Genomic DNA, 23,273 nt, shown 5'->3' on the forward strand with positions numbered 1-23,273 from the left:
GCGCATAGTTCTGGAACACCAGGCCGATATCCCTTGCATGCGCCGGCAGCGTCGTCAGGTCACGGTCGCCGAGCTTGATGGTGCCGCTCGTCGGCTGCAGGAAGCCGGCGACGAGCCGCAAGGTCGTCGTCTTGCCGCAACCGCTGGAGCCGAGCAGCGACACGAGCTCGCCGGCCGCGACGGAAAGCGAAAGATCCTGCAGGACGGCCGTCTTGCCGTAATGGGCGCTGATGGAATTGATGGAGAGCGATACGGTCACGGGCAGCTACTTTGTCAGGAAGGTGAGGCCCAGGGTCGCTTCGACGATCGCCATGACGGCGACGGTCACGAGCATCAGCAGCACGGAAACCGAGGCGATGGTCGGGTCGAAGAACTGCTCCATATGGGCAAGAATCTGGATGGGAAGTGTGGAGATGCCGGGTCCCGTCAGGAAGACCGAGACGGACACGTCGTTGATCGAAGTGATGAAGGCAAGGATGAAGGCGGCGATGACGCCGGCGCGGATATTCGGCAGCACCACCGTCAGGAAGGTTTTCAGGGGCGGGCAGCCCAGACTGATCGCAGCTTCCTCGATCGAGAAATCGAAGCTTGCGAGGCTGGCGCTGACGACGCGCACCGAATAGGGCAGCACCAGCAGCGCATGGCCGATCAGGAGGCTGGGGAAGATCGGCAATCCCAGCCCGATGGTGATCGATTTCATCAGCGAGAAGCCGAAGACGATTTCCGGAACGAGGATCGGCAGGACGAAGAGCGTCGAAAGCCAGCGCGGCAGTTCCACCCTGTACCGGCTGATGGCATAGGCGGCGGGAACGCCGATCAGCAGCGACAGGCCCGTTCCGAGAAAGGCGAGTTCCAGGCTGGTGATCGCCGTGGTGCGGAAGGCCTCGATCTGGAAGATGTTCGAGAACCAGTGCAGCGTCAGGCCCTGCGGCGGGAAGGTCAGGTAGGTCGTATCGCTGAAGGCGGCACCGATGATGATGACGAGCGGCGCGAGCAGAAACAGGAAGGTAAGAGCCGTGAAGGCGATGAGGGCGGGGTGGACCGATCTTGCCATGTCACACCGCCATCGGGTTCAGCTGTCGTGCGAGACGACTCATGATTGCTACGATGCCGATCGTCACGACGACCATGATGGCCGCGATCGTCGAGGCGCCGACCCAATCGAAAGTGACCATGGCGCGCTGGTAGAGGAAGGTGCCCATCATCATCTGCTTTTCGCCGCCCAGCAGCTGCGGCGTGGCATAGGAGGTGAAGCTGCCGGTGAAGACAAGCACGGCGCCGACGATAAGGCCCGGCGTGGCAAGCGGCAGGATCACTTGCCGGAACGTCGCGGCCGGCGTGGCGCCCAGAGAGGTCGCCGCCTGAATGAGATCCTGCGGTATGCCTTCGAGCACGCCGACGAGGGTGAGGATCATCAACGGCACGAAAAGATAGACCATCGCGACGATCACCGAACCTTCGGTGTAGAGCATCGAGAGCGGCTCGCCGATCACGCCGACGGACAGCAGGATCGTGTTGAGAATGCCGTTCTTGCCGAGAATGATCAGCCAGGCGAAGGAGCGCACGACGACGCCGGTCAACAGCGGAAAGACGGCGGCGATGATCATCACGCTTTTTGCCCGGCCCGGCATCTGCGCGATCACATAGGCGGCGACGAAGCCGATGATCAGCGAAATCGCCGTCGTGATCAGGGCAATCTCGATCGTCCTGAAGAGCACCGTGCGGCGAAAGCCGCTGGCGAAGAAGGCGACATAGGGGGAAAATACCCCCTTGGCTTCGCCGAAGGTCGCCGCGATCGTAATGATCACGGGAACGAGCAGGAAGAGCGTTACGGCCAGGATCGCCGGCGTCGCCAAACCCCATTTCATCAAATGCTTCATCAACAAAATTCCGTGAGAATGCCGCGGGAATTTGCGGCATGCCCTGTTACATGCCGAAAATCTCGTTCCAGCGGTCGACCCAGTCCGACTGTGCGTCGATCAGCTTTTCGTAGTCGATGCGGCTGAGCTTGCCGATCATCTCGGCGCCATAGGTCCAGAGCTTGGCCTTTTCGGGCGGCAGCACCACCTTGGTCGAAACCGGTGCATCGACGCCCTGTTCGGCTTCCGCCTGCTGCACGTCCTTCGACAGGACGAAGTTGATGAACTGATGCGCAAGCTCGACGTTTTCCGAGCCCTTGGGGATGTTGACCGTATTGAGGACGGCGATATCGCCTTCCTTCAGATCGGCCCAGGCCATCGTCGGAACCGCTGATTGCAGCGATGTCAGAACGAAATCCTGTGTCATCGCCACCTTGGCCTCGCCTGTCGAGATCAGGTTCACCAGCTCGGAGCCGGTGTTATAGTTCTTGGCCACGTTCGGCTTCAGCGCCTCGATGGCTTCAAAGGCTTTGTCGGCATCGGCATAGGGATCGACGCCGGCATGCTTGCCGGCTTCGAGCACGGTCAGCGGTCCGCCAGTCGTGGTGATGCCGGGCAGCGAAACGGCGCCCTTCAGGTCGTCGCGCCAGAGATCGTTCCAGGAGGTGATCGGCGGGTTCACCTTTGCCGTATCGTAGACGATGCCCACGCGGCCGATCGTGTAGGCGGGGCCGTAATTGCCCTGCGGCGCCTTGGCGATATCATAGAGATCGGCAAGGTTCGGGATCTTGCTGCGGTCAATTTCCTGGAAAAGACCCTGCTGGATGCCGAGCTGCGAATAGCTGTCCGTGAGATAGATGACGTCGACGCCCTTGCCGCCGCGCAATTTCAGCTTGTTGAGGCGGTCGGCATTGTTGCCGGTTTCGAAGACGACGTCGCAGCCGCAGAGCTTCTTGAACGGCTCGATGATGTTGGCCTGCATCTTCTCGCCGTTATAGCCCCACCAGGAAATGGTCAGCGTCTTTGCCTGGGCGTAGGCCGGCATGGCGGTTGCCGTGGCAAGGAGAGCAAATCCCGCAGCGCGGACGAGTGTGAGGCCCCTCATTATCGAAATCCTTTTTGGTCAATGAAGTCAGGCATATGCTTCAAGCTTGCAGGGATAGTATTTTTCGAGCAGCGGCTTTACAAGCCCAACGAATGGGCAGGATGGCGGTTTCTGTTTATAGAGCGGTGAATATCTGCGTCGTCACGTTGCATCGGCCTGCCCGGGGCAAACTTCTGAGATTACCCGGCTTCCGGCGAGATCCGGACGGCTTTACACGCGGGTTCGTCATCTCTACCCTCGGCCGATCGAATTTATTGCAGGCATGCTTCTCATGACATCCCCGATAGCAAACCTTCCCGACGATCTGCTTGTCAACGCGGCAGACGAAGTGCTGATCCGTCAGGATCTGACCCTGACGGCGCTCGGTCGCCGCCCTGCCGACCGGCTGCTGCGCGTCGGCCGGTTGCTGGACGTGCATAGCCGCACCTGGCTGGAAGATCAGGAGATCGTCATCAAGGGCAGGCGGATCGCCTATGTCGGCCCGGCCGGCAGCTACAAGGGAGAGGTGAGCGAGCGCGTGCACGAGCCGGACCTTGTCGCCGTCCCGGGCTTCGGCGAGGCGCACAAGCATATCGAAAGCTCGCATCTGACGCCGGAATGGGAAGCGGCCCTGGTCATGCCGCACGGCGTCACCTGGACCTGCGAGGCGAGTCATGAATTTTCCAATGTGAACGGCGCCCGCAATCTGGAATTCTGGCTGGAGGCGCGCCGTCGCGGCTCGCCGATGAAGATTTTTCCCCTGCCGGGATCGGCCGTGCCGCCGACCGCCTACGAATGGGGCGGCGGCCATTTCGGTTATGACGAGCAGAAGTCGTTTCTCGGCGAAAGCCTGATGGTGGCTGGCCTTGACGAGGTCATGGACTGGCCCTCGGTCAGCAATCCGGAGAATCCGGCTTACGATCGTCTGTGGGGCATGATCCGCGCCACGTTCGAGCAGCGCGGCGTCGTCGAGGGGCATGGTGCCGGCCTGCGCGATCTGGCGTCGATCAATGCCTTTGCCGGCGCCGGTCTCGCCTCCGATCACGAAGGCTGGTTCCTGGACGAGATCTGGGAAAAGCTGACACACGGCCTGTTCATCGAATTGAGGCCGCATTCCCTGCCCGAGGTCATCAAGGGGCTGATTGAGAAAGGCTTGTCCGATTGGTCGCAGTTTGCCTTCGTCACCGATGATCGCAGCGCCAGCGATACGCTGAAGATGGGCGCTACGGACTACAATGTCCGGCTTGCGATGGAGAATGGACTGGCACCTGAAATCGCCATCCAGTGCGTGACGATCAATCCCGCCCGGCACATGCGTCTGACGCCCTGGGTCGGCTCGATCGCGCCCGGCCGTTTCGCCGATATCGTGCTGCTGGACGACGTGAAGACGCTGTCGATCGCCAAGGTCTGGGCCGATGGCAGGCCGGCGTCCGAGGGCCAGACTTTCGTCGGCGTCCGGCCCGAGATCGACTGGCCGGACTGGGCGACGAAGACGGTGCGGATCGACAGGGTCGTCACGGCGGAAGATTTTCGCATTGCCGCGCCGGCGGAAACCGCCACGGCAAAGGCGGCGCTGCTGCGGCCGTTCCATTGGGCCGACGATTTCATCACCATGGATCTGCCCGTCAGCAACGGCGCCGTGCAGCGCGATTCCGATCGCAACGTCACGAAATTTGCCATCGTCGATCGCTTTTCCGGCGAAGCCAAGGTCGCTCGCATGTTCTGGCTCGGCACCGGGCCACGCACGCCGGATACCGCGCTTGGCGCCACGCTCGGCCATGACAAGCACAATATCTGGGTCGTGGGTTCCTCCGACGACGCCATGGCGATGGTCGTCAATGCGCTCAAGGAGCAGCAGGGCGGCTGGGTGCTGGTAACGGGCGGCAAGGTCGTCGCCCGCGTTCGCTACGAAGTGGGCGGCCTGATGACGGCGCGATCGGCCGAAGCGCTGGATGCGGAAATGCAGGCGCTCTATCACGCCGGCGCCGAGATCGATTGGATGTACGAGCCGACCTTCTCGCCCCGCTGGTGGCCCGGTTTTCCCGAGCGGCTTTCTTTTGCGACATTGACCTGCGCGCCCTGGCGCTGGGTTCTCGTCGCACCGTCCGACAGGGCGCCAGAAGGCTTCGTCAACGTCGCGACCGGCGAAACGCACCCGATCGTGTGGTAGGGGATATCTCTTTTCTCTTTGAGGATATCCATCCGTTCGATACGGTGATGGCGAATGATCCCGGCTGATGATGCCGCCGGCGCCATCGGCCCTTGACGGCGCTCGCCGGTTCCTTAATTATCCATTTGGTTACTTATGTCGCGGATCGGGCGCCGGCCGGGTGGAGCGTACCCGTCCTCGCGTCGGGCGGCGGCATTGGAAAACCAGGCGGAGGAGGACGTGGTGACTGCCGTTCAGAACGATATGCCCCCGGTGACGTCGGCATTCTCCACACTGGGATGTGCCGATCTCGAATTGGATGAAGCCCTCGGGCTGGCGGCACGCCATGATCTCGACGCCATCGAACTCCGCGCGCTCGGCGGCACGATCGATCTGGTCGCTTATTTCACCGAAAGATTCGGTTCTCCCTCCGGCCTTGCCGAGGCGCTGAAAACCTCTCGGGTAGGGCTGTGCGCCTTCGATACTTCGCTGCGCCTTGTCGGTGCGACACGGCAGGCAAAGGAAGAGTTTTTGCGCTACCTTCCCTGGGCGGAGGCCGCCGGCGTCAAGTCGCTGCGGGTTTTCGACGGCGGCGAGACCGGCGATGACGGCGAGCTGGCCGAAGCGCTGTCGACGCTGGACTGGTGGCGTGAGACGGCCGAGCGTGAGGGGTTCGAAGCCGAGATGGTCATCGAGACGCATGATTTTCTTGCGCTGCCGGATGCCATTCCCCGCTTCATCGAAGCGGCCCCCGGTTGCGCGCTTCTTTGGGACACGCATCACACCTGGCGGAAAGGAGGACAGAACCCCGTCGATACCTGGAAGCAGGTTCGGCGCAATACGCGCCATCTCCATATCAAGGACAGCGTCTCCAGGCCGGGGCCGAGGCTGCCGTACAGCTATGTGGTGCCGGGCAGCGGCGAGTTTCCCATGGCCGCACTCCTCTCCGCACTCGCTGCGGATCGCTATGCCGGCGTCATGAGCCTGGAATGGGAGAAATTGTGGCATACCGAATTGCCGCCGCTGGAGCTGGCTCTTCAGGCGGCTCGGCAAAACGAATGGTGGTCGTTGGCGCGATCTGGCAAATAGCTGTTGAAGCTCCTTTAGCTATATGTGGGGAGGGGATTTGAAGATTGTCTTTTGCAGACGCTCATCAATTAGTGTATTAGCAATATTAAATAATAGTTTTGCCGGCGCATCTGCGCAGGTTGACTATGATCTATGGAGCAATATCTCCAGCTTTATGAAGGGAGACCTCGGCGATACGAGGTTCGAGGGTGTCTAGACGATGGAAGACGTGGATTCCAGGCACCAGAAACCCGATGCTTCGGAGCTATGTACGCGATTTTCATCCCGCGTTTTCAGCGTCCGAAGCTGTATCGGCGGCAAATTCCCTGACGAAGGGAGGTTGGATGAACGGTAGTGCAAGCCGCGGAGAGGAGAGGCACGGCGCGCTGATCTTAAAGGCGATCGCCGAGGGCGGCCTGGGTTTTGCGGCTCAGTGGATCCATGATGCGGGGAATGCCGGCGAGGTATTCTATGCGGAGAGCCTGGCACGCGTCAGGGATTCGGGTGGAACCGTGCATACGGCCGGCACATTCGTTTCGCTGCTTGAGCGGCAGGACCGCTGGTTCGATCTCGATCTGCGCATTCTCGACATGGTGCTGTCGGACCTTGCGGCGGATAAGACGCTTGTCCTCGGCTTCAATCTTTCCGCTACCAGCTTGTCGCGCTCCGAACGGTTCGCCGATGTTTTCGGTCGCATTACCCGTCAGCCGGAGCTTGCATCCCGGCTTATCGTCGAGATCACGGAAAGCTATCCGCTCGTTGGTGCCGCTGTCGAGCGCATAAAGATGATCCGCGCGCTCGGCTGCCGCATCGCCATTGACGATTTCGGAGCCGGTTTTGCCACGCCGGCATCGCTGTTGCAGGTGGCTGCCGATATCGTCAAGATCGACGCAGCCTTCATACGGGACAACCGGCGCAGCCGTGACGGAAGCGACAGCCTTTCCCATCTCGTCGGTTTCGCGGCCTGTTTTGCCCCTTATGTGGTCGTCGAAGGCATCGAAACGAGCGCTCAGCTCGAGGCGGCGCGAGAGGCCGATGCAACGCATGTGCAGGGTTTTCTTCTGTCGAAGCCGGTTTCGCTGGCGCAGCTTCGCCGCCGCAAGGGCAAGATCGTGCTGCGGGGGGTGGGATGAGCATTTCAACCATAGTTCCGCCGAACGCGACCATCGCCTTGATTGGCGTTGGTGACGGGGGCCTGCCGCTTGCATGGCATCATTATAGGTTGCCCTGTCCTTGAATCAGGGTCGAGCGCCGGAGACGGCACGATTTGAAACGGTGTGGCGCCCGGCAACGGACGTCACCCACGATGCTCTTCGAGCGAGGCGGCGCCCGAAGAGCCAAATGAGATCCGGGAAAAGATCATGGATTCTTTCAGCAACAGACCACCACCCGTTTCATCGGGAACGCAATCCCTGCTCGAAGGCTGCGCAAGGATCGTCTCGGCCTATGTCAGTTATAATGCGGTTCCGGCCAGCAGCCTCCCCCGGCTGATCAACGATATTCACGGGGCGCTGCAGGCTTTGGACGAATCCGCGCCTGCCGTCGGCCGCGGCAACCTGGTGCCGGCTGTGGATTTGAAGAAATCGGTGACCAGCGACTACATCGTCTGCCTCGAAGACGGCAAGCGCTTCAAGACCCTGAAACGTCATTTGCGCGTGCACTACGGTATGACGCCGGAGGAATACCGGCAGAAATGGGGGCTGGCGCCGAACTATCCCATGGTTGCCCAGAACTACGCCAACCGGCGTTCGGAACTGGCCAAGCTTTCCGGCCTCGGCGCCAACGGCAGCAAGAAGGAAGACGTTCGCTAGGGCAATTCCAGGAAAAGCGGGTCGTGGTTCTCCGTTCGGAACTGCGTGAAGACGAAAGATAGAACGTTTCCGTGATTCGGGGAAAATCGGAAACGCTCTCTGGAGCTATCCTGCTGCAAGGTGCGCGCGGTACGTTTCGCGTCTGTATGCCCGCTCGTAGGAGGGCGGTCCTAAGCCGCATCCGCGCCGGATATCTTTTGCCGTACCCGTCTATCGCTTCGTTCGCCGGCGGCATGCGCCAGAAAAAATGGCGCCCAGTGAGGGGCGCCATCGTTGTCCGGGAACTTCGAAGGCCGATGTCGGCGTCTCGGCGGACGCCTCCGTCAAAAGACCTGGCGTAGAATGAGGAACAGCACGAATGCCAGCGCGATCGAGGCCGGAAGCGTCAGGATCCAGGCCATCAGCATATTGCGCACTGTCGACCATTGCAGGCCGGAACCGTTCGCCGCCATGGTGCCGGCGACACCGGAGGACAGGACGTGCGTGGTCGAGACCGGCAGGCCGAGATGGTCGGCCGCGCCGATCGTCAGCATGGCGACGACTTCGGCGGCCGCACCCTGGCCATAGGTCAGATGCGTCTTGCCGATCTTTTCGCCGACGGTGACGACGATGCGCTTCCAGCCGACCATGGTGCCGAGGCCGAGCGCCAGCGCGACGGCGACCTTAACCCAGAGCGGGATGAACTTGGTCGCGTGATCGACGGCGGCGTGATAGTTGGTCACGGTCTTCAGGTCGTCGGCGCCCATGGGCAGAAGCTTCTGCTTGTCGATCAGCTTCAGCGATTCACCGATGAGGTAGATGTCGTTGCGGACGTTGCCGACGAGGCCGTTCGGCAGCTTCTCGATGCTCGGATAGGCGGCGATCTCGGCGCTGGTGGCGTGAATATAGGCCTGAAGTGCCGGTGTCGTCGCATCCGTCCAGGTCTTGGTCTTCACCGCATCGCTGACGGCTGCCTTCGCATCGGCCGGCGTCGTGATGCCCGGCTTTACATATTTGCCGAGCACGGTCTCGACCTGCGCCGAGGCGGCCTTGTAGGCTTCGAGATAGTTGACGTCGGGTGTGCGGTTCAGCGCGAAGGCCGTCGGCACGAGGCCGATGAGGATGAGCATGATCAGGCCCATGCCCTTCTGACCGTCATTCGAGCCGTGGGCGAAGCTGACGCCGGTGCAGGTGAAGATCAGCAGGCCGCGGATCCATGCGGGCGGCGGCGCATCGCCCTTCGGTGCTTCGTAGAGTTCCTTGTTGCGGATCAGAACCTTGGCGACCAGCAGCAGGACGGCCGCCATGCCGAAACCGATGATCGGCGACAGTAGCAGCGACATGCCGACGCTGGTTGCCTGCGACCAGTCGACGCCGCTGGTGGCGGAACCGGCGGGCGCCAGGAACTGGTTGGCAAGGCCGACGCCGATGATGGAGCCGACCAGAGTGTGCGAGCTCGAGGCCGGCAGGCCCAGATACCAGGTGCCGAGGTTCCATATGATGGCGGCAATCAGGAGGGCGAAGACCATGGCAAGACCCGAGCCGGAGCCGACCTGCAGGATCAGTTCGACCGGCAGCAGCGCCAGGATGCCGAAGGCGACGGCGCCGGACGAGGTCAATACGCCGAGGAAGTTGAAGAAACCGGACCAGATGACGGCGAATTCGGCCGGCAGCGAGCGGGTGTAGATGACGGTGGCAACGGCGTTGGCGGTATCGTGAAAGCCGTTGACGAATTCGAAACCCAGCGCGATCAGCAGCGCCAGTCCAAGGAGGATCCACGGAACGGTGGCGGCTTCGGCGAGATCGTTGCCGAGGGCGTAGCCGACATAAGCCAGGCCGCCGAGGACGAGAATGCCGAAGATCGGCAGAAACCATTTCGTCGAGCCGCCGGCACCGTGAATCGGGTGATTGGTGTTACCACCCTCCGAGCTGTTTGAAACGAGATCGACCATCCCGAGCTCCCTTATTGCAAATGATATTTCCGGTGTAAGCCTCGTTCATGAAACTCTCGTGACGCGCGAGCAGGTTGCGTTTGTCCGTAAATACCGGCGCCAGCAGCCTTTTCGATCGCAGGTACGCGCATGTGCCCATCTTGATTTCGCCGTCAAAACGCCTTTTTCGGTTCAGCGGGCGTTCATATGTTCAAGGTTTAAATCCTCCTTGTAAGGGACTTGGATAGAGGGCCATCAAAATGAGATCGTCCGTGATTGCCATCGCTGCCTTGCTTGGCAGCCTGGCTGTAACATCGGCAGAGGCCATGCCTCTTCCCGCAGTCGGGACAACGGCCTCCGTGCCGGTCGTGAAAGTTGACTATGCCTGCGGTCGTGGCCGGCATCTGACGCGCTGGGGCGATTGCCGCCCGAACCGCTGGGGCCCCCCGCCCCGGGGCGGAGGGTATTATCGCCCGCCACCGCCGCCGCCATGGGGCTGGCATGGCCATCATCGCCATTGGCGCGATGACGGCTGGCACCACCGCCCGCGCTACTGGTAAGCGGTCGTCCGCGCCAGGGCAATTCCGGGAAACTGCGCAGCGGTTTTCCGTCAGGAGCAGCGGTTTTCCGTCAGGAATCGCGTACAGACAAAGAGACAGAACGGTTCTTCGATTCCACGAAAGGGGGAGCCGCTCTATCGGCAAAATCAAAAACACCGCCGCATCGAGCGGCGGTGTTTTCTTATGATTGCGGCGCTGTCCGCAGGGCGCGTGCGGCGAACCACACGCCTGCGATCATGACGAGCACGGCCGCAAGAATGGTCATGAGGCTTTTCGCATGCATGACGATTTCGGCCGGCCTCGGACGGATGAGATCGGCGGTATTGAAGCTCTCGCCGCTGAATTTGCACAGGATGAGCGAGAGGTTGTTGCGCACGAGCGCCGCATCGATTTCGGAGACGAGGTCGTCGAGGGAGGTTTTTTCCCCCTTCATCGTTCGCATCTGGAGCAGCACGGCTTTCGCTGCGGCAAGATAGGCATGCGAACACTCGTTGAACGGACTTTCCTCGTCGCTGATGCTGCCGGGCATCAGGCCCCATAGGCAATAGGTATGCTGGATCTGCGCGAAATTCAGCAGGCGGCGAAAGGTTTCATCGGTATCCGACACGCTTTCGGCAAGCGAGACGATCCGCCCGTAATAAGGCGCTATCACAGCCATTTCGCCATGGGTAAGGGAGGGTATCGGGATGCCGGCCTGGCTGCCGGAAGAGCTGCCGCCATGGGCGGCTACCGCTGTCGGCCAGCCCGACAGCAAAAGACAGAATATTGCAATCAATGCGCCGCTTGCGCTCAGGCGCTTCCCGCGCATGCAGCCATGCGCGGGTGGTGCTTTGCGTGGCATCTCAGGCCCGGCGCAAGGCCGCATTGCGGTAGCGCAGCTGCGGAAGCTCGCGTTCCGCCCAGGCGCCGAAGCCAAGTCCGAGCGTCGTCCACAGAATGACATGCATTGCGAGCGACGTGACACGAAACTGCCAGAGAACGACTGCCGAGAACTGCTCCGGCACTTCGTTGATCGGCGGAAGCAGATACTGGATCAGCGCCACGAAGACGATATAGCCGATGCCGGCGATGATCGCTCCGTTCCAGGAACCGTAGCGCGCCGCCAGCCGGCGACCGAAGCCGACGGCAACGATCATGCCGACGATGGATGCCAGGATCATGATGAAGAACAGCTCGGTTCTGGCGCCGATCGTATCAGGGTTGCCGACGGCCGGCGGATTTGCCGGATATTTGATGTCGGGAACCAGCGAAATCGTTACGAAAGCGGCGATTGCGAGCAGGGCCGCCGTGCCGCGTGCGCCGAGTGGGCTGATGCGGCCGTAGACGAAGGAGAAGACCAGCGCGAACAAGCCGCCGATCGCCGTCGAATAGACCATGATGCCCGTGAACAGGCCGATGCCTGCCTGCGTGGTGCGGCTGACGATTTCCGGCTCGGATGCCTCGCCGGCAGCCTGCGCCGCCTTTTCTTCAAAGCCGATGGCCCAATCGACCAGCGGTTCGCCGAAGGCATGGGCGAAAGCGAAAATGAGAATACCCGCGAGGGCTCCGACGATCATGCCGCGGAGCAAAAGACGTCCAACCATGTGATTGCTCCCTTAGTGGCAGGGGAAGCCGAGCAGATGGCGGCCGTCATGCACGAATTCGTGCACGTACATGCCCGATATCAGCGACGTCGCGCCTTCCTCGGCGCCGACGAAATAGATCGCCAGCAGCATCAGGAGACCTGCGAAAATGGCCCATGGCAGGATTTGGCCGAGTGGAATCGGCTGCGGGATTGCGGTCGGTGCAAGAGCGGTATCAGACATTGTATTCCCTCATTAAGAAAGGCGCGTTCCATTACGGAAGGGTTCTTACGGGAAGGGTCTGACTCTCTGGGGGCGGTATCCGCCCGTCGATTACAGTGGCGCGACCGCGCCGGGATTTCACCGGCTTCCACACCCGCAAGCCTGAGTTTATATCTGTCTGCAAAGATAGTTGTCAATCAAGCGTCATCATGATGCGAAATCGCGACAGCGACGGAGTTATGAAATCGAATGAAAGCGCGCCTGAGCTGGATTTGCCACGGACCGACGCAGGCCAGCCGCAAGGGTCGCTTCCCGGACGACGAGCCGCTGGAAGCCAGGGCATTGCAGCGCGGCGGGCTGCCGACCTTCAGGCTCGGTGCGATCGACCGCATCTGGACGAGCCCGGCCCTGCGCGCGCGGCAGACGGCCACGGCTCTCGGCCTCGACGCCGTTTCGGACGCTGCCTTGCGCGAATGCGATTATGGCGACTGGCGTGGACGATCGCTCGCCGAACTCCACGAAAGCGATATGGAGTCGCTTGCGCGGTGGATGACGGATCTGTCCGTGGCGCCGCATGGCGGGGAACCGCTGGCGGCAGTCGCAGGGCGAGTGGGCGAGTGGATGGGACGCCGCATCGGGGAAGCCGGTCATGCCGTCGCCATCACCCACGCAACCGTCATCCGGGCTGCCGTTCTGCATGTGCTGCAAGCGCCGCCGGCGGCCTTCTGGGCAATCGACATCGAGCCGTTCGGCATCGTCGAAATGACCAGCGACGGCCGTCGCTGGCAGCTTCGCTTCCCGAAGATGGCGGTTTAGCGATCAGCGGCTCGCCTTCGTCCGCTGCCGTTCGGAACGGACGAGATAGACGGCCATGCCGAGCGTCATGACGGCCAGCCCATACCAGGTGATGGCGTAGACGAGATGGCTGTTGTGGAAGGTGATCTGCGTGAGCCCTCCCACCGGCAATCCGCCCGGGTTCTTCGTGTCGTCCGCATCGATGAAATAGGGTGCGGCGTTCCGCAGCCCGCGGACTTCTGCGATGGCGGCCACGTCGCGCGAATACCAACGCTCCTCCGCCGGCACATTCGAGCGCAGCAGCGTGCCTTTGGGTTCGCTGATCCGCAGCAGGCCGGTCACGGTCGCCGTCTCGATCTGACCTTCCGGACGCGTTGACGGATTGCGTTTCCCGGTCGGCACGAAACCGCGGTTCACGATGATGATCGTGCCGTCGGCAAGCTTCAGGGGCGTCAGCACCCAGTAGCCGGGGCCGAGCTCGGTCGAGGCATAGACCTGCGTTTCCTTGTCGTTGAGGAAGGTGCCGCTTGCCTGCACATGCCTGTATTCGGCGTTTTCGGCGTTGATGCCGGCCCATTGCGCCGGCCCGGGAGCGGGAACGGCCGGGGCATGCACGCGCGCATCGACCCGGGCGATCAGATCCAGCTTCCAGTGCAGACGCTCCACCTGCCAGGTGCCGAGCCCGACGAGGAGGGCGGTCAGGAGCAGAAGCAGGGAGACCCAGATGACAAGCGCAAGCGTCGAGCGCGGCTTGCCGCGGGATGTCGTGGTCGGGGAGAAATCTGTCATGGCGCTGGTCTCCGGGGACGCGCTGCCGCGTGATTTCGGGAAGTCTTCAATTCTCTTTGCTGAAGATCACGCGGGGTCTGGAAAAATCGGCTGCGGCTTCAGGCGTTCGCAAATACGCGCCGCGCAGCGTCCGGCGGCAATCGCGCCGGCGGCAAGAGGGCGGGCCTTCGCCGGAAGGCCCGCCGCTCGATCTTATGGCATGTTGCGCATCATCTCGGGCGACATGGGCATCATGTTCGCGTTGAGGTGATGCATGACCCATAGCGAGCCGGAAAGCGCGATGATGACGATCACGATGGTAAAGATCAGCGCCATCATGTTCCAGCCGCCTTCCGAGCGGGTATTCATGTGCAGGAAGTAGATCATGTGCACGACGATCTGGATCGCGCCGAGGATCATGACGATCACCCCGGTGACGGCCGGATCGGGGATCACCTTGGCCATGACCAGCCAGAAGGGAATGGCGGTCAGGATGACGGAGAGGACGAACCCCGTCATGTAGCTCTTGAAGGTGCCGTGTGCAGCCTCGTGGCCGCCATGGTGGTCATGGCCGTGGGCGTCGGCGGAAGGATGCGAATGATTTGCGTTCGAGCTCATCCGAGAACTCCCATGAGATAGACGAGGGAAAACACGCCGATCCAGACGACGTCCAGAAAGTGCCAGAACATCGAAAGGCACATCAGGCGACGCTTGTTTTCCGGGATCAGGCCGTGGCGGCCAACCTGCGCCATCAGCGTGATCAGCCAGACGATACCGGTGGTGACGTGCAGACCGTGCGTGCCGACCAGCGTGAAGAAGGCGGACAGGAAGGCGCTGCGCTGCGGGCCGGCGCCGTCGAGGATCAGGTGATAGAACTCGTAGAGTTCGAAGAAGATGAAGAGGGCACCGAAGATACCGGTGATCGTCAGCCACATCAGCGTGCCCGACTTGTTCTCCTTCTCCATCGCCAGCATGGCGAAGCCATAGGTGATGGAGGAGAAGAGCAGCATCGCCGTGTTGAGGGCGACCAGCGGCAGCTCGAAGAGGTCGGCCGGCGACGGGCCGGCGGCATAGCTGTGGCCGAGTACGGCGAAGGTGGCGAAGAGGACTGCGAAGATCAGGCAGTCGCTCATGATGTAGATCCAGAAGCCCAGCATGGTGCTGCCTTCGGGATGATGCTCTTCCGTCATGTAGAAGGCGGGCGTTTCGCCATCCTTGGGAGCGTGTGCGGTTTGGGTGGTCATCAGTCTTACACCTGTCCTGCGAGCTGCTTCGTACGCTCGTTCTCGGTCTTGACGACCTCGTCGGCGGGGATGTGGTAGTCGCGCTTGTAGTTGAAGGTATGGCCGATCGTTATGACGATCATCGCGACGAAGGTGATGGCGGCGAGCCACCACATGTACCAGATCATGCCGAATGCGAAGCCGATGGAGAGAACGCCGAGGATGATGCCGGTGCCGGTGTTCTTCGGCATGTGGATCGGGATGAAGCCTTCGGTCGGTCGGACGTAGCCGCGGTTCTTCATGTCCCACCACGCGTCATGATCGTAGACGATCGGCGTGAAGGCGAAGTTGTAGGCCGGCGGCGGCGACGAGGTGGACCATTCCAGCGTGCGGCCGCCCCATGGGTCGCCCGTATGATCGCGAAGCTCTTCGCGCTTCATGAAGCTGACGGCGAGCTGGATGAGGAAGCAGGCGATGCCGATGGCGATGAGGCCGGCGCCGAAGGCCGCGATGATGAACCAGATCTGCAGCGACGGATCGTCGAACTGGCTGACACGGCGGGTGACGCCCATCAGGCCGAGGATGTAGAGCGGCATGAAGGCGAACCAGAAGCCGATCTGCCAGAACCAGAAGCTCATCTTGCCCCAGAAAGGATCGAGCTTGAAGCCGAAGGCCTTCGGGAACCAGTAGTTGACGCCCGCGAACATGCCGAAGAGCACGCCGCCGATGATCACGTTATGGAAGTGGGCGATCAGGAACAGCGAGTTGTGCAGCACGAAATCGGCCGGCGGAACCGCGAGCATGACGCCCGTCATGCCGCCGATGGTGAATGTCACCATGAAGCCGACGGTCCACAGCATCGGCGGCTCGTAGCGGATGCGGCCGTGATACATCGTGAACAGCCAGTTGAAGAGCTTCGCACCCGTCGGGATCGAGATGATCATCGTCGTGATGCCGAAGAAGGAGTTGACGCTGGCGCCCGAGCCCATCGTGAAGAAGTGGTGCAGCCAGACGAGGTACGAGAGGATCATGATCACGCAGGTCGCGTAAACCATCGAGGCGTAGCCGAACAGGCGCTTGCCGCAGAAGGTGGCGACGACTTCCGAGAAGACGCCGAAGGCCGGCAGGATCAGGATGTAGACTTCCGGGTGGCCCCAGATCCAGATGAGGTTGACATACATCATCGGATTGCCGCCGAGGTCATTGGTGAAGAAGTTCGTGCCGGCGTAGCGATCGAGGGTGAGCAGGGCGAGCGTGGCGGTTAGGATCGGGAAGCTCGCGACGATCAGGATGTTGGTGCAGAGCGACGTCCAGGTGAAGACCGGCATTTTCATGAAGGTCATGCCCGGCGCGCGCATCTTGACGATGGTGGCGATCAGGTTGATGCCCGAAAGCGTCGTGCCGATACCCGCGACCTGCAGGCCCCATATGTAATAGTCGACGCCGACGTCGGGGCTGTAGGCGATGCCGGAAAGCGGCGGATAGGCCAGCCAGCCGGTCTTGGCGAATTCGCCGATGAAGAGCGAGATCATGATGATGATCGCGCCGGCCGTGGTCATCCAGAACGAGAAGTTGTTGAGGAAGGGGAAGGACACGTCGCGCGCGCCGATCTGCAGCGGCACGACGAGGTTCATCAGGCCGGTGACGAAGGGCATCGCCACGAAGAAGATCATGATGACGCCATGGGCGGTGAAGATCTGGTCGTAATGATGCGGCGGCAGGTAGCCCTCGGAACCGTTGAAGGCGATTGCCTGCTGCAGGCGCATGAGCAGCGCGTCCGAAAAGCCGCGCAGCAGCATGATCAGCGCCAGCACGACGTACATGATGCCGATCTTCTTGTGGTCGATGCTGGTGAACCATTCCTTCCAGAGGTATCCCCAGAGGCGGAAATAGGTCAGCAGGCCGAGAACGGCGATGCCGCCGATGGCGACGCCGATGAAGGTCGCGACGAGGATAGGCTCGTGATACGGGATGGAGTCGAGCGTCAGCCGACCGAAGATGAATTTATAGAGGTCCGGGTTGGAAAACATGGATTGCCTCTGTCCCTTATGAATGTCTTGTTATTGAGCGCACCGGATCAATGATCCTGATGCTGCGCCGAACCGGTCGACGAATCGGAAGAAGAGCCGTTGCCCATATCCATGCCTTGCATGGAGCCGTGCATGGCGTTGTCGCCGTGCTGCACGGCCTGAGCGGCGGCGCCGTCCACCTTGACGGGCGTGGCTTCGGACGAGTCGCCGTCACGGTTGTCGTAGATCAGCCGCTCGCGGTTTTCCTGGCTCTCCTTGCCGCCGCCGCCCTTGGCGTCGATATGCATCATTTCGCTCATGCACATCTTGCTCGGGTCGGCGCACATGTTGAGGATGGCGTTGTAGAGCCCGTCGTCGACGGCGTTGAAATATTGCACGGGGTTCCGTTCGCTCGGCTTGGCCAGCGCCATGTATTCCTGGCGGCCGAGTGCCGAGCCCTGGCTCTTGGCCTTCTGGACCCACTGGTCGAAATCCGCCTGGGCGAGGCCATGGAATTTGAAGCGCATGTTCGAGAAGCCGGCGCCGCTGTAGTTGGCGGACATGCCCTGGAATTCGCCGGGATGGTTGATGACGGCGTGCAGCTTCGTCTCCATTCCGGGCATGGCATAGATCTGGCCGGCCAGTGCCGGGATGAAGAAGGAGTTCATGACGGCGGAGGCCGTGATCTTGAAGTTGATCGGCCGGTCGACCGGAGCCGCCATTTCGTTCACGGTGGCGATGCCGTATTCCGGATAGAAGAACAGCCATTTCCAGTCGAGCGCCACCACTTCCACCGTCAGCGGCTTCACGTCGGCGCTGAGCGGCTTGTCGGCGGCGATGCGGTCGAGCGGCCGGTATGGATCGAGTTGATGGGTGCTGATCCAGGTCACCGCGCCGAGCGCGATGATGATGGCGAGCGGAGCGGACCAGATGACCAGCTCCAGACGCGTCGAATGATGCCAATCCGGCTCGTAGGTCGCCTCTTTGTTCGACTGGCGGTATCTCCAGGCGAAGAACAGCGTCAGGAAGATCACCGGGATGATGATGATCAGCATCAGCACGACCGAGACGATAATGAGGTCCCGCTGCTGCATGGCGATATCGCCGGAGGGAGCCATCACCACCAGATCGCAGCCCGACAGCAGCAGAAACAGGGGGATGACGGATAAACGGCTGAAAATCTTCGATAGTCTTGGCACGTCTTAAAGCTCTTTTTGTTTCGACCGTACCGCGACTAAAGGACGGCGGTCATGAACGATATGAGGTGTTTCGTCGCACCGCAGCAAGGGCGGGTGCATTGCGGTATGGAATGCTGTCCCACGTATCGGGAAACCCCTGAGAAATCCAGAAGGTTTTCCATCAGGCCATTCGCTTTCGTCGCTGCCAATATACCTGGATCGGAACAAATGACCACGGGTGACAGTTCCTGCATGGTCCGGAATGTGGCGCCACGGCCTGAAAAGTCCGGTTTAATTGCTAATTTGCGAATTATTTCATGCTGGATACTTGATATGTTCGCACGTTTGATCGACATTTTCATCATGCACGAATTCGTGGAGGAATTCGTGCTCGGAGAGGGAGGCTCCCGCGCATGGTCAGCGTTACGCATGAATCATTGAATCCTACATCTTCAACGCTCGAGAGCGACGCCCGAAGCATGCATGCGGGCGGCAGCGTCGCCCCCGGCAACATCGCCATCGGCGTGATCATTGGTCGCACGTCCGAATTCTTCGACTTCTTCGTCTATGCCATTGCGTCGGTCCTGGTCTTCCCGAAGCTGATCTTCCCCTTCGCCGACCCGCTGCATGGCACGCTGCTTTCCTTTCTCGTGTTTTCGCTGGCCTTCATCGCCCGCCCGATCGGCTCGTTCATCTTCATGGCGATCGACCGCAGGTACGGGCGCGGCGTCAAGCTGACGATCGCGCTGTTCCTGCTCGGCGGCTCGACCGCGTCGATGAGCTTCCTGCCCGGCTACTCCGAAGTCGGCGTCTACGCGATCATCCTGCTCGCGATCTTCCGCATCGGCCAGGGGCTTGCGCTCGGCGGTGCCTGGGACGGCCTGGCGTCGTTGCTGGCGTTGAATGCACCCACCAACCATCGCGGCTGGTATGCGATGATCCCGCAGCTCGGCGCCCCGATCGGCTTCATGCTGGCAAGCGCCCTGTTCGCCTATTTCGTCACGAGCCTCAACACCGCGGACTTCCTGGACTGGGGCTGGCGTTATCCGTTCTTCTGCGCTTTCGCGGTCAACGTCGTCGCCCTCTTTGCCCGTCTGCGCCTGGTCGCCACCGAGGAATTCGGCACCCTGCTGGAGCGCCATGAGCTCGAGCCCGTCAAAATGACGGAGCTGCTGCGCGTGCACGGCCGCGATGTCCTGATCGGCGCCTTCGTGCCGCTGGCAAGCTTTGCGACCTTCCATCTGGTCACGGTCTTTCCGCTTGGCTGGGTAACGCTCTATAGCGAGCAGAGCCCCGGTTCGTTCCTGCTGATGGAGTTCCTCGGCGCGATCTGCGGCATTCTCGCCATCATCTGTTCCGGGATGTTGGCCGACCGGATCGGCCGGCGCAATCAGCTTGCCATCGGTGCCGTCCTGCTCGCCTGCTTCGCCTTCATCGCGCCCTGGCTGCTCGATGGCGGCGTGACCGGCCGTCATATCTACGTGGTTCTCGGTTTCACGCTTCTCGGCCTCTCCTTCGGGCAGGCAGCCGGTGCCAGCGCTTCGCGCTTCACCCAGAACTATCGCTACAGCGGCTCGGCTCTCGTGTCGGATCTGTCCTGGCTGATCGGCGCCGGCTTTGCGCCGTTCGTGGCGCTCGCCCTCTCCAGCCAGTTCGGCCTCGTCTATACCAGCCTCTATCTGCTGTCGGGCGTCGTCTGCACGCTGGTTGCCATCTTTTTCAGCAAGACGCTGGAGACGCGTGACAACTGAGCTGTATCTTCGAACGAAAAAGGCCGCGGCATCTTCATGCCGCGGCCCTTTTCTTTTATTCGGCTTTTCGTTCATGCGGAATGCATGAGCCAGGCGATCAGCGGTGCCGCCAGAACATTCGTCAATCCCACCAGCACCATGACGAGGCCGGCGATCGATCCTTCTTCCCGGCCGATCTCATGCGCCTTGGCGACGCCGATACCATGCGCGCCCATGCCGTAAAGGGCGCCGCGCGCCATGCCCGATTGCAGCGGCAGCAGCCGCAGCAGCGCTTGCCCGGCGACGGCGCCGAACAGGCCGGTGATGACGACGAAGACGGCGGTCAGGTTGGGCACGCCGCCGATATCGCCCGAAACCACCATGGCGAAAGGCGTGCTGATCGAACGCGGCATCAGGCTGAGCCGCAGGCTTTCGTCGAGGCCGAGCAGGCTCGCCAGCCCCCAGGCCGAAACCATGGCCGTCGTGCTGCCGACCGTCACCCCGAACAGAAGGATCGGCCAATAGCGCCTGATCAGCGCGCGTTGCTCGTAGATCGGCACGGCAAAGGCGACGGTCGCCGGTCCGAGCAGGGCAAGCAGCCAGCGGCTGTCATGCATGTAGTCCTGGTAGCTGGCATGCAGCAGGAGCGCGACGGCGATCAGGACTGCGGGTGCCGCCACCAGCGGCGACAGCCAGATCGAGGGCCAGCGCCGGTAGAGCGCCTTGGAAAGATAATAGAGGCCGATCGTCGCCAGCGGCCAGAACAGCCCGGCCGCGGCGCTTTCAATGGTAGACATGGCGGGATGCTCCTGGGTGCATCATCAGGCGAAAGCCGATGTCGATGGCCATAGCGGTAACGCCCATGACGATGATGGTGCCGGCGAAGATGACCGCAAGCACCTTCAGCCCGACGATGCCGATGAATTCGCCGTGATCGAGCAGGGCAAGCACCGCCGGCACGAAGAACAGCAGCATCTCGGCGAGAAACCACTCCGCGCCGCGCTTCATGCTCGTCATGCTGACCTTGCCGCTGGCAAACAGCGCCAGCACCAAGAGCATGCCGGCAATGGCGCCGGGTATCGGCAGATGCGCGAGGCGCACGATGGCCTCGCCCGCCTGCCAGAAGGCCAGCAGCAGCAGGATCTGGGCCAGGCGGTTCAGTTTCGGATGATTCTTCAGGTCGACGGACATGGAAAAACTCGGGAAAATTGGATGCCCGGAAGATAGGTCTTTTCCGGTTATGAATAAAACGAATTGATTTCATAGAATTTAGTCCTGTATGGAATAGATATGGAGTTTCGAACGCTGAGAGCCTTTGTCGAGGTGGTGCGCCAGGGCGGCTTTTCCGAAGCCGCCAAGGTGGTGTTTGCAACGCAATCCGCCGTGAGCAAGGCGGTGCGGCAGCTCGAAGACGAGCTCGGCCTGCCGCTGCTCAACCGCATCGGCCATCGCACGACGCTGACCGATGCCGGCGAAGTGGTCTATCGCCGGGCGGTGGCGATCCTTGCCGGACGTGACGATCTGCTCGCCGAACTGGCGGAATTGCGGGGTCTGGCACGCGGTACGCTGCGCCTCGGCCTGCCGCCGATCGGCAACGACGCGCTGTTCGCACCGGTATTTGCCGTCTTTCGCAACCGGTATCCCGGCATCGAGATCAGGCTGGTGGAGCAGGGCGCGAAACGGTTGGAGGAAATGGTTCTCGCCGACGAGGTCGATCTCGGCGCCTCGCTCCTTCCGACGCTCGATGCTTTCGAGTGGCAGAGCGTGCGTTGCGAACCCATGCACGTCCTTCTGCCGTCGGCGCATCCGCTCGCCGGCAGCCGGGCCGTGCCGCTGGCGGCGTTGAAGGGCAATCCATTCCTTCTGTTCGAAACCGGCTTCGCGCTCAACGGCATCATTCTGGATGCCTGCCGTACGGCAGGCTTCGCGCCCGACATCGCCGCCCGGTCGAGCCAGATCAATTTCATCGTCGAACTGGTTGCCGCCGGCCTCGGCGTCGGCTTCCTGCCGCGGCTGATCGCGGAACAGCGCCGCAGGCCCGGCATCGGCCATGCCCTCGTGATCGAGCCCGGAATGGAGTGGCACATGGCATGGATCTGGCGGCGCGGCGGCTATCTCTCCCATGCCGGCCGTGCGTGGCTCGACCTTGCTGCGGAGACGGCGGCGAAATCTTGACTCTTTTCTCAAGCTTTTGTGATAGAGGGGTGTGACTGTAAACTTGAAAACGCCGCTCAGGAAAAATATAGGCTATCGCATTGCTGCCGTTGGCGGCGACTTCAAAGCGAGGGAATTTATGACTTTTTCCTTTTCTCATCTCACCAGTGCGCTCGCGCTTGCCGCAGGTCTCGCCGTTGCTCCGATGATGGCGAACGCCGCCGACTCCGAGGGCATCGTCGTCTATAACGCTCAGCACGAAGCGCTGACGCAGGCCTGGGCGGATGGCTTCACCAAGGAAACCGGCATCAAGGTCACGATCCGCAACGGCAGCGACATGCAGTTCGCCAACCAGATCATTCAGGAAGGCGCAGCCTCCCCCGCGGATGTCTACCTGACGGAAAACTCGCCTGGCATGACGCTGGTCGACGCCAACAAGCTTTTTGCCCCGGTCGATGCCGATACGCTGGCCCAGGTGCCGGAAACCTTCAAGGCCGCCGACGGCAACTGGATCGGCGTTGCCGCCCGCTCCACGGTTTTCGCCTATGACAAGACCAAGCTGAAGGAAGCCGACCTGCCGAAGTCGCTGCTGGATCTGGCCGATCCCAAGTGGAAAGGCCGCTGGGGCGGCGCCCCGGCCGGCGCCGATTTCCAGGCGATCGTCAGCGCGCTTCTGGAGCTGAAGGGCGAGGACGCGACCCGCGCCTGGCTGAAGGCGATGAAGGAAAACGCCAGCTTCTACAAGGGCAACAGCGTCGCCATGAAGGCGGTCAATGCCGGCGAGATCGAAGGCGCGGTGATCTATCACTACTACTGGTTCGGCGATCAGGCGAAGACGGCTGAAAACAGCAAGAACGTCGCCCTGCATTATTTCAAGAACCAGGACCCGGGCGCTTTCGTCAGCATCTCCGGCGGCGGCATCCTTGCCTCCAGCCAGCACCAGAAGGAAGCCCAGGCGTTCCTGAAGTGGATCACCGGCAAGGGCGGCCAGGCCGTTCTGCGCGACGGCGACTCCTTCGAATATGCCGTCGGCAACGGAGAAGCTTCCAATCCGAAGCTGGTGCCGCTGAACGACCTGCAGGCGCCGAAGGTCGAGCCTTCGAAGCTGAACAGCAAGAAAGTCACCGATCTGATGACCGAGGCCGGGCTGATCTAAGGCGAAAGCCGGTGCTGCGGCGCGTTTCGAGCGCT

General features: G+C 61.7%; 25 protein-coding genes and 1 riboswitch (1 of these 26 cut by a window edge). Of the genes, 10 read left to right on the forward strand and 15 right to left on the reverse strand.

Features of this window, described 5'->3' with window-relative positions; all coding sequences use genetic code 11:
• The 4 genes in view from ACJJVH_RS16820 to ACJJVH_RS16835 are tightly spaced (at most 46 nt apart) and all read right to left on the reverse strand, a layout consistent with a single transcriptional unit that may run on beyond the window.
• Nucleotides 1-259, reverse strand: partial view of an ABC transporter ATP-binding protein gene (locus tag ACJJVH_RS16820; protein WP_412064384.1) — the beginning only. It extends 800 nt beyond the left edge of the window; 259 of the gene's 1,059 nt are visible here — the first part of the coding sequence; the start codon lies at nucleotides 257-259; its stop codon lies beyond the left edge, outside the window.
• A gap of 6 nt (nucleotides 260-265) precedes the next feature.
• Complete coding sequence (locus ACJJVH_RS16825; protein ID WP_112801558.1) at nucleotides 266-1,054, reverse strand: ABC transporter permease; 789 nt, start codon at nucleotides 1,052-1,054, stop codon at nucleotides 266-268.
• A 1-nt stretch (nucleotide 1,055) separates the two neighbouring features.
• Nucleotides 1,056-1,880 (reverse strand): ABC transporter permease, encoded by an 825-nt coding sequence (locus ACJJVH_RS16830; protein WP_113356045.1) that lies wholly within the window; start codon nucleotides 1,878-1,880, stop codon nucleotides 1,056-1,058.
• A gap of 46 nt (nucleotides 1,881-1,926) precedes the next feature.
• The gene (locus ACJJVH_RS16835) at nucleotides 1,927-2,964 is read right to left on the reverse strand and encodes an ABC transporter substrate-binding protein (protein WP_113356046.1); all 1,038 of its coding nucleotides are present in this window, start codon (nucleotides 2,962-2,964) and stop codon (nucleotides 1,927-1,929) included.
• A gap of 271 nt (nucleotides 2,965-3,235) precedes the next feature.
• Here ACJJVH_RS16835 and ACJJVH_RS16840 point away from each other — a divergent pair, with 271 nt between their 5' ends.
• From ACJJVH_RS16840 to ACJJVH_RS16855, 4 genes are all read left to right on the forward strand, one after another.
• Complete coding sequence (locus ACJJVH_RS16840; protein WP_412064385.1) at nucleotides 3,236-5,113, forward strand: adenine deaminase; 1,878 nt, start codon at nucleotides 3,236-3,238, stop codon at nucleotides 5,111-5,113.
• 219 nt (nucleotides 5,114-5,332) lie between these two features.
• Nucleotides 5,333-6,181, forward strand: coding sequence for a sugar phosphate isomerase/epimerase family protein (locus tag ACJJVH_RS16845; protein WP_412064386.1), 849 nt, complete (start codon nucleotides 5,333-5,335; stop codon nucleotides 6,179-6,181).
• Nucleotides 6,182-6,504: 323 nt separating this feature from the next.
• Nucleotides 6,505-7,293 (forward strand): EAL domain-containing protein, encoded by a 789-nt coding sequence (locus ACJJVH_RS16850; protein ID WP_412064387.1) that lies wholly within the window; start codon nucleotides 6,505-6,507, stop codon nucleotides 7,291-7,293.
• A gap of 228 nt (nucleotides 7,294-7,521) precedes the next feature.
• Nucleotides 7,522-7,971 (forward strand): MucR family transcriptional regulator, encoded by a 450-nt coding sequence (locus tag ACJJVH_RS16855; RefSeq protein ID WP_113392629.1) that lies wholly within the window; start codon nucleotides 7,522-7,524, stop codon nucleotides 7,969-7,971.
• Nucleotides 7,972-8,294: 323 nt separating this feature from the next.
• Here ACJJVH_RS16855 and ACJJVH_RS16860 read toward each other — a convergent pair whose 3' ends face one another.
• Nucleotides 8,295-9,902, reverse strand: coding sequence for an inorganic phosphate transporter (locus ACJJVH_RS16860; RefSeq protein WP_412064388.1), 1,608 nt, complete (start codon nucleotides 9,900-9,902; stop codon nucleotides 8,295-8,297).
• Between the two features lie 239 nt (nucleotides 9,903-10,141).
• On the opposite strand from ACJJVH_RS16860, the gene ACJJVH_RS16865 reads away from it, so the two are divergent.
• Nucleotides 10,142-10,441: a GCG_CRPN prefix-to-repeats domain-containing protein gene (locus ACJJVH_RS16865; protein WP_412064389.1), complete on the forward strand. Its 300-nt coding sequence runs from the start codon at nucleotides 10,142-10,144 to the stop codon at nucleotides 10,439-10,441.
• A 181-nt stretch (nucleotides 10,442-10,622) separates the two neighbouring features.
• Here ACJJVH_RS16865 and ACJJVH_RS16870 read toward each other — a convergent pair whose 3' ends face one another.
• Genes ACJJVH_RS16870 through ACJJVH_RS16880 form a run of 3 tightly spaced genes read right to left on the reverse strand, consistent with a single transcriptional unit; the run spans nucleotide 10,623 to nucleotide 12,246 of the window.
• Entirely contained in the window at nucleotides 10,623-11,249 is a 627-nt protein-coding gene (locus ACJJVH_RS16870) for a hypothetical protein (RefSeq protein WP_412064390.1), read from the reverse strand.
• Nucleotides 11,250-11,283: 34 nt separating this feature from the next.
• Nucleotides 11,284-12,024, reverse strand: coding sequence for a CbtA family protein (locus tag ACJJVH_RS16875; protein WP_113371823.1), 741 nt, complete (start codon nucleotides 12,022-12,024; stop codon nucleotides 11,284-11,286).
• Nucleotides 12,025-12,036: 12 nt separating this feature from the next.
• Entirely contained in the window at nucleotides 12,037-12,246 is a 210-nt protein-coding gene (locus ACJJVH_RS16880) for a CbtB domain-containing protein (protein WP_112801541.1), read from the reverse strand.
• Nucleotides 12,247-12,302: 56 nt separating this feature from the next.
• Nucleotides 12,303-12,375, reverse strand: a riboswitch (cobalamin riboswitch).
• A 99-nt stretch (nucleotides 12,376-12,474) separates the two neighbouring features.
• On the opposite strand from ACJJVH_RS16880, the gene ACJJVH_RS16885 reads away from it, so the two are divergent.
• On the forward strand, nucleotides 12,475-13,041 hold the full coding sequence (locus ACJJVH_RS16885) for a histidine phosphatase family protein (protein WP_113435859.1): 567 nt from the start codon (nucleotides 12,475-12,477) through the stop codon (nucleotides 13,039-13,041).
• 3 nt (nucleotides 13,042-13,044) lie between these two features.
• Here the strand turns inward: ACJJVH_RS16885 and ACJJVH_RS16890 are convergent, their stop codons facing one another.
• The gene (locus ACJJVH_RS16890) at nucleotides 13,045-13,809 is read right to left on the reverse strand and encodes an SURF1 family protein (RefSeq protein ID WP_112801537.1); all 765 of its coding nucleotides are present in this window, start codon (nucleotides 13,807-13,809) and stop codon (nucleotides 13,045-13,047) included.
• Between ACJJVH_RS16890 and ACJJVH_RS16895 the strand changes: the two genes are divergently transcribed.
• Nucleotides 13,808-14,059 (forward strand): hypothetical protein, encoded by a 252-nt coding sequence (locus ACJJVH_RS16895; RefSeq protein ID WP_162761000.1) that lies wholly within the window; start codon nucleotides 13,808-13,810, stop codon nucleotides 14,057-14,059. The two genes, ACJJVH_RS16890 and ACJJVH_RS16895, sit on opposite strands and share 2 nt — an antisense overlap.
• Here the strand turns inward: ACJJVH_RS16895 and cyoD are convergent.
• Genes cyoD through cyoA form a run of 4 tightly spaced genes read right to left on the reverse strand, consistent with a single transcriptional unit; the run spans nucleotide 14,002 to nucleotide 18,219 of the window.
• Entirely contained in the window at nucleotides 14,002-14,406 is a 405-nt protein-coding gene (gene cyoD, locus ACJJVH_RS16900; RefSeq protein WP_112801535.1) for a cytochrome o ubiquinol oxidase subunit IV, read from the reverse strand. The two genes, ACJJVH_RS16895 and cyoD, sit on opposite strands and share 58 nt — an antisense overlap.
• A complete protein-coding gene (gene cyoC / locus ACJJVH_RS16905) occupies nucleotides 14,403-15,032 on the reverse strand; it encodes a cytochrome o ubiquinol oxidase subunit III (RefSeq protein ID WP_112801533.1) in 630 nt (209 codons plus the stop codon). The genes cyoD and cyoC overlap by 4 nt, the downstream gene beginning before the upstream one ends.
• Before the next feature lie 5 nt (nucleotides 15,033-15,037).
• Nucleotides 15,038-17,041: a cytochrome o ubiquinol oxidase subunit I gene (gene cyoB / locus ACJJVH_RS16910; RefSeq protein ID WP_112801531.1), complete on the reverse strand. Its 2,004-nt coding sequence runs from the start codon at nucleotides 17,039-17,041 to the stop codon at nucleotides 15,038-15,040.
• A gap of 47 nt (nucleotides 17,042-17,088) precedes the next feature.
• Complete coding sequence (cyoA, locus tag ACJJVH_RS16915; RefSeq protein WP_112801529.1) at nucleotides 17,089-18,219, reverse strand: ubiquinol oxidase subunit II; 1,131 nt, start codon at nucleotides 18,217-18,219, stop codon at nucleotides 17,089-17,091.
• Nucleotides 18,220-18,611: 392 nt separating this feature from the next.
• Between cyoA and ACJJVH_RS16920 the strand changes: the two genes are divergently transcribed.
• Nucleotides 18,612-19,949 (forward strand): MFS transporter, encoded by a 1,338-nt coding sequence (locus tag ACJJVH_RS16920; RefSeq protein ID WP_112801527.1) that lies wholly within the window; start codon nucleotides 18,612-18,614, stop codon nucleotides 19,947-19,949.
• 71 nt (nucleotides 19,950-20,020) lie between these two features.
• Here ACJJVH_RS16920 and ACJJVH_RS16925 read toward each other — a convergent pair whose 3' ends face one another.
• Together ACJJVH_RS16925 and ACJJVH_RS16930 are read right to left on the reverse strand one after the other, a co-directional pair.
• The gene (locus ACJJVH_RS16925) at nucleotides 20,021-20,725 is read right to left on the reverse strand and encodes an LrgB family protein (protein WP_112801525.1); all 705 of its coding nucleotides are present in this window, start codon (nucleotides 20,723-20,725) and stop codon (nucleotides 20,021-20,023) included.
• Nucleotides 20,712-21,119: a CidA/LrgA family protein gene (locus ACJJVH_RS16930; RefSeq protein WP_412064391.1), complete on the reverse strand. Its 408-nt coding sequence runs from the start codon at nucleotides 21,117-21,119 to the stop codon at nucleotides 20,712-20,714. The genes ACJJVH_RS16925 and ACJJVH_RS16930 overlap by 14 nt, the downstream gene beginning before the upstream one ends.
• Nucleotides 21,120-21,218: 99 nt before the next feature.
• On the opposite strand from ACJJVH_RS16930, the gene ACJJVH_RS16935 reads away from it, so the two are divergent.
• Nucleotides 21,219-22,103: a LysR family transcriptional regulator gene (locus ACJJVH_RS16935; RefSeq protein WP_412064392.1), complete on the forward strand. Its 885-nt coding sequence runs from the start codon at nucleotides 21,219-21,221 to the stop codon at nucleotides 22,101-22,103.
• A gap of 118 nt (nucleotides 22,104-22,221) precedes the next feature.
• A complete protein-coding gene (locus ACJJVH_RS16940; protein WP_112801638.1) occupies nucleotides 22,222-23,238 on the forward strand; it encodes an iron ABC transporter substrate-binding protein in 1,017 nt (338 codons plus the stop codon).
• Nucleotides 23,239-23,273 lie beyond the last annotated feature (35 nt).

Source organism: Rhizobium sp. SYY.PMSO (genome assembly GCF_046840415.1).
Classification (GTDB): Bacteria; Pseudomonadota; Alphaproteobacteria; order Rhizobiales; family Rhizobiaceae; genus Rhizobium.